At 61.8% G+C, this 13,994-nt stretch carries 9 protein-coding genes; 2 read left to right on the forward strand and 7 right to left on the reverse strand.

Translation table 11 applies throughout. From position 1 onward, the window contains the following. The 3 genes from VGH54_RS11825 to VGH54_RS11835 all read right to left on the reverse strand — a co-directional run. Positions 1–747: phthiotriol/phenolphthiotriol dimycocerosates methyltransferase (locus tag VGH54_RS11825; protein ID WP_331512183.1), on the reverse strand; the 747-nt coding region annotated here is incomplete at its 3' end. 154 nt (positions 748–901) lie between these two features. Then, complete coding sequence (locus VGH54_RS11830) at positions 902–1,891, reverse strand: diiron oxygenase (protein WP_331512191.1); 990 nt, start codon at positions 1,889–1,891, stop codon at positions 902–904. Between the two features lie 352 nt (positions 1,892–2,243). Beyond that, complete coding sequence (locus VGH54_RS11835) at positions 2,244–2,426, reverse strand: hypothetical protein (protein WP_331512184.1); 183 nt, start codon at positions 2,424–2,426, stop codon at positions 2,244–2,246. A 119-nt stretch (positions 2,427–2,545) separates the two neighbouring features. On the opposite strand from VGH54_RS11835, the gene VGH54_RS11840 reads away from it, so the two are divergent. After that, positions 2,546–4,039 carry an NAD(P)/FAD-dependent oxidoreductase gene (locus tag VGH54_RS11840; RefSeq protein ID WP_331512185.1) on the forward strand — a complete coding sequence of 498 codons (1,494 nt, stop codon included), beginning with the start codon at positions 2,546–2,548 and terminating at the stop codon, positions 4,037–4,039. Positions 4,040–4,045: 6 nt separating this feature from the next. Here the strand turns inward: VGH54_RS11840 and VGH54_RS11845 are convergent, their stop codons facing one another. From VGH54_RS11845 to VGH54_RS11855, 3 genes are all read right to left on the reverse strand, one after another. Next, entirely contained in the window at positions 4,046–4,852 is an 807-nt protein-coding gene (locus VGH54_RS11845; protein WP_331512186.1) for a phthiotriol/phenolphthiotriol dimycocerosates methyltransferase, read from the reverse strand. Between the two features lie 30 nt (positions 4,853–4,882). Beyond that, complete coding sequence (locus tag VGH54_RS11850; protein WP_331512187.1) at positions 4,883–6,250, reverse strand: cytochrome P450; 1,368 nt, start codon at positions 6,248–6,250, stop codon at positions 4,883–4,885. 584 nt (positions 6,251–6,834) lie between these two features. After that, a complete protein-coding gene (locus VGH54_RS11855; RefSeq protein ID WP_331512188.1) occupies positions 6,835–7,704 on the reverse strand; it encodes a hypothetical protein in 870 nt (289 codons plus the stop codon). Between the two features lie 557 nt (positions 7,705–8,261). On the opposite strand from VGH54_RS11855, the gene VGH54_RS11860 reads away from it, so the two are divergent. Then, positions 8,262–11,201 (forward strand): RND family transporter, encoded by a 2,940-nt coding sequence (locus VGH54_RS11860; RefSeq protein WP_331512189.1) that lies wholly within the window; start codon positions 8,262–8,264, stop codon positions 11,199–11,201. A gap of 14 nt (positions 11,202–11,215) precedes the next feature. Here the strand turns inward: VGH54_RS11860 and VGH54_RS11865 are convergent. Further along, positions 11,216–13,994 (reverse strand): multifunctional oxoglutarate decarboxylase/oxoglutarate dehydrogenase thiamine pyrophosphate-binding subunit/dihydrolipoyllysine-residue succinyltransferase subunit (locus VGH54_RS11865; protein WP_331512190.1); only part of this gene is annotated, 2,779 nt, incomplete at its 5' end.

The raw sequence follows: 13,994 nt of genomic DNA on the forward strand, positions 1-13,994 counted from the left end.
GCGGCCGAACTTACGCAGAAAGGCCGGCAGGCGAGTGTTGATGATCTCGTTCGAACGGGCCGAGTTCTTCTTGAGGCCGCGCAGCACCTCTTGGTTGATGACCCGCGACGAGACCTGCCGCAGACCCGAGTTGGCCAGGTCTGACTCCCACGACGGAAAATTGTCGCGGTTGCGGAAGTCCACGTGGAGGAAGTGGCCGCCGGGACGCAGCACCCGCGTGACCTCGCTGAGGAAGCGGTCGAAGTGCGGGTAGATGTGTGAGGCCTCGACGTTGACCACCGCGTCGAAGGATTCGTCCGGGAACGGCAGGTTCTCGGCGTCGCCGTGCACGAAGTCCAGGCCCGGCACCTTGTGCCGCTCCTTACAGAATTCGACTCCGGCCGCGTTGAAGTCGAGACCGGTGTAGGAGGCCGGCTTTAGCGTACGGGTCAGGTAAGAGGCGCCACCGCCGTGGCCGGAGCTGCACTCCAAGACCTTCTTGCCGGCGAGATCGATGCCGTCCTGGGTCGCGGTCTGGTGGTACAGCTGAATGCTGTAGCGGTTGGGCTCGTCGGCCGGGTCGAGCGGCAGGCCCAGTGGCGGGTCCTCTTCGTAGCCCCAGTTCAGGAACTGAACATCGTCTTGCTGGTTCAGCCGCTTGGTCATCAAGGGGTACCAGTAACGGAAGAGTTTTTTGTACGTCGCGGTCGACCCGATGCGGTAGACGAGACTTGCGCCGACGTTGTCCAATGAAGGGCTACGAACCATGCAGGAAGTATCGCACAAGGCCACGTGTGCTTGTTGTGGCATGCCTTTTGTCACGCGATGCGGACCGGTGACGCTGTTCGTCAATTCGCGAATTAGACGGCACGCCAACAGAAGGTGATCGCGTGATCACCTGATCTGTTGTGCAGCAGGGGATTTAGGCTGCGTTTGCCGGGCTGGGCAGGTTCGCGCGCTGCGGCTCACTGCGATACCGCGACGCGGGACCGTTGATTCTGCAAATACGCCACATCATCAGCGCGAAGGGATTCATCAGCCCCAGTTCGTGGCACAGCCTTCGGATATCGCCGAACATATTGCGCATCGTCTGGCGCGAGTCCGGTGCGCCGGAATACAGCTCCCTGCGAACCGGACGCGGGATGTCGAACTGCCGGAAGAACCGGCGCGGCGGCACGACCATCGCCTGACCCAACATCCGCATCACGATCGGCACGTACAGCGACAACCAGAATCGGGTGAACCAGGCCAGACGCGGAACACGCCGGTGCAGGTATTCGTGCGCGAACGAAATGTGGCGGGCCTCTTCGGCGACGTGAATCGCGATCAGGTCCTGCATGATCGGGTGTACCGACCGCGGCTCGGGCTCCCGCAAAAGATTTGTCTGCAGGTAGTCGAAGGGCACTTCACCGGCCAGGACCCCGAAGAAAAACGCATTCGGGAACGGGCCCGCGTAGAACGGGACGAGCGGCGACAGCACACGCAGCCAACGCGGCATGCCCGGAACATCAACGCCGATGCGGTTGACGATCTCTTGGAACATCAGGCTGTGGCTGCATTCCTCGATAGATTCGTGCACGCAGTACCGGTACTCGGGTGAACCGTTCGGCACCCAGAAGGCGTAGTGCAGCAGGCCACGGACCAGAATGCCCTCGAACTGCGTACCGACCTTGGCCATGTTGGCCTGACGCCACATACCGATCGCAACCCGCTTGTTCAGCGGTTGGGACTGGTACCACGGGTGGCTTCCCAGCGGATCTGACGTCGACAGCACCCAGCGTGGGTCGTTCTTGGTGACGGTGAACACCGGCGCTTCCCAGTCGACGTCGATGTACGGATTGAAGTGCCGCACGGAAGCTTCGGAGAGGCTCGTCAGGGTGGCCGCGTAGTCGGTGTCCGCACTGACATCCATATTGCGTTTCAACCGCTTAACCGTGCGGCTCAGGGCGAACAGAAGCAGCAGGCTCACCGAAAGAACGGCGCCCAGTATGAAGAACACATTGCCCAGTGCGACCGGCAAACCGAGGCCCTCCCTCCGGTTCAGCTCAGCATGCGACGCTTCCGCGCACGCGCTCCACGGGCACAGTTGGATCTGAAGCCTACCGGCTAAGAGTGTAAGACCAGGAAACGGAACGGCCTCATTCTCATGACTATCTCGATGCCCCGGGTTGCTCTACATCAGTGTTAATTGTGCCCCTCGAACAGCTGATTCCCATTAGACAGTACACACGCGCTGACCGCTGGTTGGCCGTTCGGGTCTTAGGCTACGGGATCAGGCCCCGCGATGTGAGCAGGGTGCCCTCAACGGCGTAGGCGATTGGACCCAAACCCAGGAACAGCGCGAACGGGACCAGCGCGACGTCAGGCGCGATCGGGTCACCGATCGCGCCGATCAGATTGCCGGCCTCGAGTTGGTCCACGGCGACGCTGACGTCGAACCATCCCATCACTGTTGGACATTGACTCAATTGGCTGTCGTCCGGCGCACGAAGGCCAGCGTGCGCCACCTAAATCACTGTCGGCGTCGTTTCACCGTTGGTGCAGCAGAAGGTACCGTTTAGTTCTTATGGGCGAGCAGCAATTCGATGTGATCATCGTGGGGGCGGGTTTCGGCGGAATCGGCGCCGCGATCCAGCTGAGCAGCCTGGGTTACCAGAACATCGTGATTCTCGACCGTGAAGACGATCTGGGTGGAACGTGGCACGTCAACCACTACCCCGGTCTGTCGGTCGATCAGCCGTCACCCACGTTCTCCTACCGGTTCGAGCCGAATCCGTACTGGTCCCGGATGTATGCCCCGGGCTCTGAACTCAAGCACTACGCCGTGCACGTGGCCGAGAAATACAACGTGAGGCGTTTCATGCGGTTCAACACCACCGTCGAGGGCGCCCGGTGGGACGAGGACGCCCAGGTGTGGCGGGTTGCGCTAGCCGGCGGCGAGACGCTGAGCACGCAGTTCCTGATCGCCGCGACCGGCTTCCTGTGCCAGCCGAAGATGCCGGACATCGCCGGTATCGAAACGTTCGGTGGCCGCATCATCCACACCGCCGCCTGGGATGACGACTTTTCGCTCACCGGCCGCCGTGCCGCGGTGATCGGAACCGGTTCGACCGGTGTGCAAGTCGTTCCTGAATTGGCGAAGGAAGTCGCCGAGCTGACGGTGTATCAACGCACCCCGATCTGGGTGCTGCCGAAGTTCGACGTCAAGTTCTTCCCTGCGGTGCAACGACTTTTCGCCCGATTCCCGGCAACCCAGCGCCTCCTGCGCTGGTACACCGACGCCATTCTGGAATTCTCCATGGTCATCACGATGTGGAAATACCGGTACTTCAAGGTCTTCAACAAAGCCATCTCGCAGTTCTCGAGGCTGTACCGGCTGCTGCTGGTGCGCAACCGGGAGCTGTCACGAAAACTGGATCCCGACTTCGACTTCGGGTGCAAGCGGCCTACCATCTCCAACGACTTCTACCGGGCGTTCACCAAATCCCATGTGCATCTGGAGACCAACGGAATCGACCGGATCGAGCCCGACGGCATCGTCGCCAACGACGGCACCAAGCGCCTGATCGATACCCTGGTTCTGGCAACCGGATTCGACGTCTGGGAAGCCAATCTGCCCGCGGTCGAGGTGATCGGACGGGACGGCAAGAATCTCGGAAAGTGGTGGCGGGAAACCCAATTCCAGGCCTACGAAGGTATCTCGATGCCCGGCTTCCCGAACTTCCTGTCGATGGCCAGCCCGTACGCCTGGGTGGGTCTGTCCTGGTTCAATACCGTGGAGTACCAGATGCGGCACATGGAACGGCTTTTCGGTGAAATTCAGCAGCGCGGCGCCCGCACCTTCGAGGTCACCGAAGAGGCCAACGCCCGGTTCCTCGAACGGATGATCACGCTGATGAAAGACTCCGCCTTCGAGCTCGGCAACTGTGTCACATCCCGGTCGTATTGGTTCAGGGACTACACCGGCAAGGGTGAGGCACCGCTGTTCCGGCCGACGTCGGTGCGCAGCGCCGTCAAGGAGCAGGACCGATTTCCGTTGTCGGACTACGCGATAGCCTGACGCCCGTCAGTCTTTGGTGAATCGGTAGATCCGGTACTCAGCGTCTCTGTTCTTAATGATGTTGTAAATTCCCGTCCCAGGCACGCCGGCGAAGTGGCGACTGAAGGGCCGCAGGAACTTCGGCAGCCGGTGGCTGATCAAGTCAAGTGACCGCTGCGCGTTGTTGTCCAGCGAGCGCACCACGCTGTCGTTGATGACGCGTTTGGAGACTTGACGCAACGGCATGGCATCAAGAGCGCCCTCCCAGGCCGGGAATTCGGGGCGGCCGCGGAAATCGGCATAGAGAAGATTTCCACCCGGGCGCAGCACGCGGGCCGCCTCGGAGAGGAATTTCGAGAGATCAGGATAGGCGTGCGAGGCTTCGACGTTGATCACCGCGTCGAAGGATTCGTCCGGGAACGGTAGGTCTTCGGCGTTGCCGTGCACGAACTGAAGGCCGGGCAGCTTGTGGTGTGCAATGCAGTAGGCCACGCCGTCCGGGTTGTAGTCCAGCCCGGTGTATTCGGCGGGCTTGAGGGTGCGGACGATGTACGACGCACCGCCCCCGTGTCCGCAACTGGCCTCCAGCACCTTCTTGCCGGTGAGGTCGACCTGGGTGGCGACCTGGTTGTAGAGGTTGATCGAGTACCGGTTTGGCGCATCGGATTCGTCGAGGGGGAGGTTGAGCGGCGGATCGTCCTCGTAGCCGTAGTTGAGGAAGGTGACGTCTTGCGCCTCGAGCCGACGGGTCAGGAACGGGTACCAGATCTTGTTGATGAATGCCTTGTACACCCGGTAGCTGCTATCAGTGACGCGTTCCTTGGTCGTGGGCATGCCAGGCAGTATGCCAGGCGAGGCTTCGAGTCAGCTGCGGTGGTCGGCTGCCGACACCGCGTCGCGATCCCTGGCCGCAGCCGCCGTTCGCCGGTAGACCACCGCACGGGCACCCCGCGACGGCGCGATCGCTACGCCACGGAAATTGCGTCCCTCACCCGGCGCATCGGTTGGCGCGAATCGGAATTCGCGTAGCAGCGTGCGCAGGGTAATGTCCATCTCCATGTTGGCGAATGACGCACCCACGCAACGGTTTACGCCACCGCCGAATGGAACCCACCGAAATGACGGTGGTGTGGTGCCGATGAACCTGTCCGGGTCAAACGCCTCAGCATCGGTGTAGTTGACGTCGGACTCATGAGCGAGTTGAAAATCAATCATCACGTTGGTGTTCTCGGGAAGAACCCAGTCTCCCAAGCGAACTTTCGCTTTTGTAGTGCGCAGCGATGCCGCAATCGTCGGCCGGACGCGCTGCACTTCATAGATCGTTGCCTGCCGGAGTTCGGACCCGCCAGCATCGACTTCCTCGGCAAGTCGCGACATCAGCTGTGGGTAGCGGCGCAACCGTTCGACGGTCCACGCCAATTGGGAGGCGGTCGTCTCATGTCCGGCGGCGACCAACGTCAGCAATTCGTCGGCGATGTGCCGATCAGGTATCGGCTGTCCGTCTTCGTACCGGGCCTGCAACAGCAGCGCGAGCATGTCGGTGCGCTCGATCAACGTTGAGTCTGCCCGCGCCTCGGCGATGAGCGTTTCGATCACGGCGTCAAATCGTCGCCGATAGTTCGCTAGCCTGCTCCCCGGACTCCAGCGACCGTACTCGCCGCGCACGATCGGCGGCATCCGCTGTAGAAGGGACCCGAGGGTGATCAAGGGCGGTATCACGATGCGAAGTTCATCAAGCGCGTCTGCTCGCCCGCCGAAGGTGGCACGCATGATCGCGTTCAACGTCAGGTGGGTCATCGACGGAAGCGTTTGAAATTCGCGGCCCTCGGGCCAGTCTGCGGTTTCGCGCAGCACCTCGTCTTCGACGATGCGCTCGTAATTCTTTACCCGCTTACCGTGGAAGTTGGGCAAAACTAACTTGCGGCGCTCGAGATGCTCTTTGCCGAGCAGGCTGAACGTTGAGCCGGGTCCGAACGCCTGGCCGAGGATTTTAGTCGGTCGTTCGATCAGATCGAAGCTGGTGCTGAACACGTCCTTGACGAGCTCACGATCATGGATGACGACGGTTTTACCGAAGACCGGCAGATCGATCGTGAATGAGCCGCCGTAATGCCGGCTGAGGACAGGAGCGATGCGATACTGAAGCGGACTTACAAACGTAAATCCTTGAACAATTTTTGGTACCCGCGGCCCCGGCGGTAGCCGTACCGGATCGGTTGTCGCCGTTGCCATGCCGTCGCCTCCCTGTCCCCGGTACCCTAAGGTAAGCCCCGGCCGAAGTCTAAACCAGCCAGATGTCGCAGCCGGATACGCTTGGGGACCGCGGTGGGCAGAGATTGGGCGCGCGCCGTAGCGTGGTTGGTGAATCGCGCACTGTCAGGGCGAGTCCCGGCTGGTGGTCAGCTGATTGCGAAGCGCAAAACGGCTACTGCGTCAATGCGAGCGGGCCCGGTCGCGGACTTAGGCTGCGGAACCGTTTCGGGCACGTCAAGCTATTTCTCGCACCGCTCCACGTGATGACTGATCGGTCGCGATCCTGCAATCATCGTTTGTCGCGGCTTGCGCTGCCTCATCATCGATCTGCCCGGTAGTGCCGCCGTGACACCGAAACAGAGTCGCTCAAATTCCGTCCGTAAATCAGCCACGCCCAGCTGATCTATGTGCACATTGATCGAATCGTTAGTTCACGTCCGTAAATGACGCCACATAAGGAATGTCTGACGTAGCCACTGCCTTGACCGATACGACAGCCACACAAGCAGGTCAGCGGCCACCGTCACAGTTGACGGTAACCGCTGACCCGCTGGGCGATTAAATCAGAACAGCGTCGCGAGATCCGTCCAGAAGTTGCTCGAGTCCACCGCAGCGCCCGAAGGATCAAACGACGACAGCAGGCCGGCCCAGACGTCGTTGCCCGCAGTCAGAGCACCCGCAGTGTCGCCCGACAAAAGATCCGTCCAGAAGGCACTGCCGTCGGCCAAAGCTCCCGACGGGTCGCTGCCCGGCAGATCGCTTAGGTGGTTTGCGCCTTCGGAAGCCGCAGCGGCGGCCGTGGATGACGGCCCATCGCCGTAGAACTTCAAAATGTCGGCCAGGTAGTCGCTACCTTGCGCGTGAGCTGTCCCGAGGTCGTTGCCCTCGACGTAGGTGCCGTCGTAACTACCGGCACCCGCCGCGTCGCCGCCGGACAACGCCGTGTCGTTGTTGCCGAAGATGACGGCGTAGTCGAAGGTCCCGGGGTTCTCGGCGGTGCCGCCGGCGAATCCGAGGCTGTGATCGCCATAAACGAAGGCTGTGTCGTCAGTCGAGCCGGTCGCAGCGCCCGCGGTCGTGCCGCCCGCTATGGCGGTAGAGCCACTGCCGTAGACATCCGCGTAGTTGTCGGTGCCGAAGGCGTAAGCGGTCGAACCGGCGCCGTCGGCGAACGCTATGTCCCCGTTGGAGCCTGCGTAGGCGTGTGCAGTGCCTACCTGGAACAGCGAAATTCCATCCATCGAAATGGCAAGGTTCAAACCTGATATGTCGGGAGCTGCCGGGATGGCCCCCCCGCTGAGAAAGCTGTCGACCACAGTCAACCAGTCCGATGAGTCGGCCGACGCGGTACCCGGAATCGAAACCAGCGCTCCCCCAATTCCCAGCCCCATACCCATTAGCCCCAACCGGGCCACAGCACTAGTCCACTTCATCAGAATTACCTTCCCCCGGCGCACCATCGGTGCGTGTTCTTCCATTGCCTACGGCGCTCGTGCACATAGCCTATGCGCCGACGTCAATTTTGTTCGAACAAGTCTGATAAACCGGATAAAAGTCTTTGCGCCGTCTGTTCGATGGAGAGGCCGACGGTATTGTCGGTACGGGAAAAAAGGCGATTTGTCGGATTTTTAGCGCCAAGACCGGTGCCTAGTACGACGGTGCGGGCAATTCAACCTGTCTAACCCTCGATGCCCACAAAAAAGAACTACGCGTGCAGGCCCAGGTTGTGTTCAATTACCCGAAATAGACAACTAGCCTGACTTTTTATCACTTGCCGGCAGTGCGACGGTTCTGAAGGGCGGTAGCCTGCGTATTCGGTGCTTGTTTTGGTGCCGATTTGTGCATTAAGCAGGGCCCGTAAGGTCCCGCGGGTTCCATCAGTAGGTTTCGGCTGCAGGGAATCTGAGGCTCCCTGTGCCGCTCGCGCGCACCATCGACAGCGTGGGAAGATGTCTATCTAACGCTGTCAAATACCGCTCGAGAGGGGCGCATGAGTAACGATCAGGCGGAGCACCGGCGCGCCAAACGATCATCGGCAGCGGTGGCGGTCCGCACACTCGCGGCGCCCATCATTCTAGGCTGGCTGGCGGTCACGCTGCTGGTGAGCTTCGGCGTTCCCTCACTGGAGCAGGTCGCCCGGGAGCACGCCGTATCGCTGGGCACCAAAGACGCGCCGTCGGTCAGAGCGATGGCGCGCATCGGAAAGGCATTCAAGGAGTCGGACTCCGACGCGATGGCGATGATCGTCCTCGAGAGTGACCAACCTCTTGGTGCAGACGCTCATCGGTATTACGAAGCGCTCATCGGCCGGCTGAAGTCCGACCCGCAGCATGTGCAGCACATTCAGGACTTCTGGGGGGATCCGCTGACCGCAGCGGGTGCGCAGAGCGCCGACGGCAAGGCCGCGTACGTTCAGCTGAATCTTGTTGGTAATCAAGGTGAGACGCGGTCCAACAACTCCGTCGCTGCAGTCCGGAAGATCGTGGACAGTACGCCCGCGCCGAACGGAGTGAAGGCCTATGTCACCGGTCCGGCCGCGGTTGCGGCCGACGGTAACACGAGCGGCGACAAGACAATCGTGAAGATCATGGTGACCACCGTCGTGGTGATCTTCGTGATGTTGCTCTTCGTCTATCGATCGTTCGTCACGGTGGCGCTGCTGCTGGCCATGGTCGGCATCGAATTAGCCGCCGCCCGAGGCATTGTCGCCTTCCTTGCAGTGCACGATGTCATCAAACTCTCCACATTTGCCACCAATATGCTGGTGTCGCTGGCGATCGCGGCGGGCACCGACTACGGAATCTTTTTCATCGGGCGCTATCACGAGGCACGTCACAACGGCGAGGATCGCAAGACCGCGTACTTCACCGCCTATCGTGGTGTCGCCCATGTGGTTTTGGCGTCTGGCCTGACGATCGCGGGCGCGACGTACTGCCTCAGCTTTGCCCGGCTGCCGGTCTTCCAGACCCTAGGTGCTCCCTGCGCGGTGGGCATGCTGGTCGCGGTCGCCGTCGCGTTGACCCTGATTCCGGCGGTCATTGCCGTCGGCAGCCGATTCGGTCTGCTGGAGCCCAAGCGACTGCACAGTGTCCGCGGTTGGCGGCGAGTGGGCACCGCCGTCGTGCGTTGGCCGGCACCGATTTTCGCCGCGACGTGTGCGGTCACCATGGTCGGCCTGCTCGCGCTGCCGAGTTACAAAGTGAGCTACGTCGACCGCGACTACATACCGAAGGACACGCCGGGCAACGTCGGAATGGCCGCCGCGGAGCGGCATTTCTCGCAGGCGCGCATGATGCCGGAAGTGTTGATGATCGAGTCCGATCACGACATGCGCAATTCCGCGGACTTCCTGGTCTTGGACAAGCTGGCCAAGAGCATCTTCCGCGTCGAGGGAATCGCTCGGGTACAAAGCATTACGCGGCCGCAGGGCACACCGCTGGAGCACACGTCGATTCCGTTCCTGCTCAGCATGCAGAATGCCGGGCAGCTGCAGAACCTGCAGGTTGCCAAGGGCCGGCTGGATGACATGTCCAAGCTGGCCGACCAGCTCGGCGGAACCATCAAATCGCTTGAGCGCGTGAACGTTCTGATGAACCAGCTGGTCGGAACGACTCATCACGTAGCCGGCGTCACCAAAGACACGGTGGCGATCACCAACGAAGTGCGCGACGACATCGCCAACTTCGACGACACGTTCCGGCCACTGCGGAGCTACTTCTACGCGGATCCGCATTGCTACAACATCCCCATCTGCTGGGGAATCCGGTCGGCGTACAACGCCACCGACGGTGTGGACAAGCTCAGCGAAAAGCTGGGAGAGCTCAGCAAAGACGTGGACAGCGTCGACGCCGTGGTGCCGCAACTCGTTGCGCTGTTACCGCCGCAGATCGAGACCATGCGAAGCCTGCGGACCATGGTGCTGACCATGCACAGCACGATGTCGGGAATGTTCGACCAGGCCAACGAACTCAGCCAAGACGCGACGAACATGGGCAAGGACTTCGACGCCGCGAAGACCGACGAGTCGTTCTACCTGCCGCACGAGGTCTTCGCCAACCCGGACTTCCAGCGGGTCGAGAAGTTGTTCCTGTCACCGGACGGCAAGGCAGCGCGCTTCATCATCTCGCACAAGGGTGACCCGGCGACCGGCGAAGGCATGTCGCGCATTGACGTCATCAAGACGGCGGCCTATGAGTCGCTCAAGGGAACCGCGCTAGAGGATGCCAAGGTCTACATCTCCGGCACCGCGGCGACGTTCAAGGATTTGCGCGAAGCGTCGAACTACGACTTCATGATCGCCGGCATTTCGTCGCTGTGCATGATCTTCATCATCATGCTGCTCATCACGCGAAGCCTGGTGGCCGCGTTGGTGATCGTGGGCACGGTCGCACTGTCGCTGGGCGCGTCATTCGGGATGTCCGTGCTGTTCTGGCAGTACCTGATCGGAGTCAAGTTGCACTGGCTCGTGATGGTGATGTCGGTCATCATCCTGTTGGCGGTGGGCTCGGACTACAACCTGTTGCTGGTCGCGCGGTTCAAGGAGGAGATCGGCGCCGGGCTCAAGACGGGCATCATCCGCGCGATGGGTGGCACCGGCCGGGTGGTGACGGCCGCGGGCCTGGTGTTCGCCTTCACCATGGCCTCGATGATGGTCAGCGACAACCGGGCTGTCGGTCAGGTGGGCACCACCATTGGTCTGGGCCTGCTGTTCGACACGCTGGTGGTGCGGTCGTTCCTGATGCCATCCATCGCGGCGCTGCTGGGCCGCTGGTTCTGGTGGCCGATGAACGTTCCGTCGCGTCCGCCGCGGATCAGCCGGCAGACCGCGACGGTGGGCGCTGCTCACGAGCAACCGGCGGAAACCGATGTCACTGCGCCTCTGTCGACAGTCGGCAACGGGGCGAGGCACGAGCGGGCGCTACACCGCTAGGACTCACGCTCCGATCAGCGGAAGGCCTCGTCGAGAATTTCCTGTTGCTCGACGGCGTGCACCTTCGACGAACCCGACGACGGCGCCGACATGGCGCGACGTGAAATCCGTTTGATGCCAGTCAGTTTGTCTCCGAACAGCTCGGGCAGCTCCAAGCCGAATCGGGGCCATGCGCCCTGGTTGGCCGGCTCCTCTTGCACCCAAAAGTACTGGTTGACATTCGGGTATTGGTCCATCGTGTCGGTGAGCCGGTGCCACGGCAACGGCGCAAGCTGCTCGATGCGCACGATCGCAACGTCGTCCCGGTTGTCTTTCGCCTTCCGGGCAGCCAACTCGTAGTAGATCTTGCCGCTGGTCAACAGCATTCGAGTCGCCTTGCTGCGGTCACCGATGCCCTCTTCGTAGGTGGGCTCCTCGAGCACCGAGTGGAATCTGGTCTCGGTGAATTCCTTGATGTCGCTGACCGCAGCCTTGTTGCGCAGCATCGATTTTGGCGTGAACACGATCAACGGGCGCTGAACCCCGTCGAGGGCGTGCCGGCGCAGCAAGTGGAAGTAGTTGGCCGGGGTCGACGGCACCGCGATCGTCATCGAACCCTCCGCCCACAACTGCAGGAAACGTTCGATGCGACCGGAGGTGTGGTCGGGGCCCTGCCCTTCATGCCCGTGCGGCAGCAGCAGCACCACGCTGGACAGCTGGCCCCACTTTGCCTCGCCGGAGCTGATGAATTCGTCGATGATCGACTGCGCTCCGTTGACGAAGTCGCCGAACTGCCCCTCCCACAACACCAATGCGTCCGGGTTACCGACGGTGTAGCCGTATTCGAAGCCGACGGCGGCGTACTCCGACAGCGGTGAGTCGTACACCATGAACTTGCCGCCGGTCGGGTTGCCGTCCTTATCGACCGTCAGCAGCTGCAACGGGGTGAATTCTTCGCCGGTGTGGCGATCGATGATCACCGAATGCCGTTGCGAGAAGGTGCCACGCCGGGTGTCCTGCCCGGACAGCCGGATCAATTTGCCTTCGGCCACAAGCGAACCCAATGCCAGCAGCTCGCCGAAGGCCCAGTCGATCTTGCCTTCGTAGGCCATCTCCCGGCGCTTCTCCAGCACCGGCGTAACCCGCGGGTGGGCGGCGAATCCCTCTGGCAGCGCGAGGAATGCGTCACCGATACGGGCCAGCAATGCCTTGTCCACCGCGGTGTCCAGACCGGCGGCGAGCATCTGGTTGGACTCCACCGACATGCTCGCCTGCACGCCGTGCTTCTCGAGCTCGCGAACGTCGTTGAACACCCGCTCCAGTTGGCCCTGGTAGTCGCGCAACGCGTCCTCGGCCTCTTTCATCGAGATGTCGCCACGGCCGATCAACGCTTCGGTGTAGGTCTTGCGGACGCCACGCTTCACGTCGACCACGTCGTACATATACGGGTTCGTCATCGACGGGTCGTCGCCCTCGTTGTGCCCGCGGCGGCGGTAGCACAGCATGTCGATGATGACGTCCTTCTTGAATTTTTGCCGGAAGTCGACGGCCAGCTTGGCCACCCACACGCACGCTTCCGGGTCGTCGCCGTTGACGTGAAAGATCGGCGCGCCAATCATTTTCGCGACATCGGTGCAGTACTCGCTGGATCGGGAATACTCGGGCGCGGTGGTGAAGCCGATCTGGTTGTTGACGATGATGTGAATCGTCCCGCCGACGCGGTAGCCGGGCAGCTTGGCCAGGTTCAGCGTCTCGGCGACCACGCCCTGGCCGGCGAAGGCGGCGTCGCCGTGCAGCATCATCGGCACCACCGAGTTACCGCGTTCGCCCTCGCCCTTGTCCAGCAGGTCCTGTTTGGCACGGACCAGGCCTTCCAGCACCGGGTCCACGGCCTCCAGGTGCGACGGGTTCGCGGTCAGCGACACCTGAATGTCGTTGTCGCCGAACATCTGTAGGTAGACGCCGGTGGCGCCGAGGTGGTATTTCACGTCGCCGGAGCCGTGCGCCTGGGCCGGGTTGAGGTTGCCCTCGAACTCGCTGAAGATCTGCGAATAAGGCTTGCCGACGATGTTGGCCAGCACGTTGAGCCGGCCGCGGTGCGGCATGGCGATGACCACTTCGTCGAGCCCATGCTCGGCGCACTGGTCGATCGCCGCGTCCATCAGGGGGATGGTGCTCTCGGCGCCCTCCAGTGAGAACCGCTTCTGGCCAACGTATTTCGTCTGCAGGAAGGTTTCGAACGCCTCCGCGGCGTTGAGCTTGCTCAGGATGTACTTCTGCTGCGCCACAGTCGGTTTGACATGCTTGGTCTCGACGCGCTCTTCCAGCCAGGCCAGCTGCTCGGGATCGAGGATGTGGGTGTACTCGACGCCGATGTGCCGACAGTAGGCGTCTCGCAACAGGCCCAGGATGTCGCGCAGCTTCTTGTACTCAGAACCGGCGAAGCCGTTGACCTTGAACACCCGGTCGAGGTCCCACAGGGTCAGGCCGTGGGTGACAACTTCAAGGTCGGGGTGGCTACGGAACCTGAGTTTGTCCAACCGAAGCGGATCGATGTCGGCCATCAGATGACCGCGGTTGCGGTACGCCGCGATCAACTCCATCACGCGGGCGTTCTTGTCGACGATCGAGTCGGGGTTGTCGGTGCTCCACCGAATCGGCAAGTAGGGCACCCCCATTTCCCGGAACAGGTCGTCCCAGAAATGGTCGGCGAGGATGAGTTCGTGAATCGTGCGCAGGAAGTCGCCCGATTCCGCACCCTGGATGATGCGGTGGTCGTAGGTCGAGGTCAGGGTGATCAGCTTGCCGATACCC

This window comes from Mycobacterium sp. (genome assembly GCF_036488105.1).
Taxonomy (GTDB): domain Bacteria; phylum Actinomycetota; class Actinomycetes; order Mycobacteriales; family Mycobacteriaceae; genus Mycobacterium.

What these genes read in the sequence shown, in the direction of transcription:
- VGH54_RS11835 (WP_331512184.1), bottom strand. Translation starts at nt 2,426, where the DNA reads ATGGGATGGTTCGACGTCAGCGTCGCCGTGGACCAACTCGAGGCCGGC.
- VGH54_RS11855 (WP_331512188.1), bottom strand. Translation starts at nt 7,704, where the DNA reads ATGAAGTGGACTAGTGCTGTGGCCCGGTTGGGGCTAATGGGTATGGGG.
- VGH54_RS11840 (WP_331512185.1), top strand. Translation starts at nt 2,546, where the DNA reads ATGGGCGAGCAGCAATTCGATGTGATCATCGTGGGGGCGGGTTTCGGC.
- VGH54_RS11845 (WP_331512186.1), bottom strand. Translation starts at nt 4,852, where the DNA reads ATGCCCACGACCAAGGAACGCGTCACTGATAGCAGCTACCGGGTGTAC.
- VGH54_RS11860 (WP_331512189.1), top strand. Translation starts at nt 8,262, where the DNA reads ATGAGTAACGATCAGGCGGAGCACCGGCGCGCCAAACGATCATCGGCA.
- VGH54_RS11850 (WP_331512187.1), bottom strand. Translation starts at nt 6,250, where the DNA reads ATGGCAACGGCGACAACCGATCCGGTACGGCTACCGCCGGGGCCGCGG.
- VGH54_RS11830 (WP_331512191.1), bottom strand. Translation starts at nt 1,891, where the DNA reads ATGGATGTCAGTGCGGACACCGACTACGCGGCCACCCTGACGAGCCTC.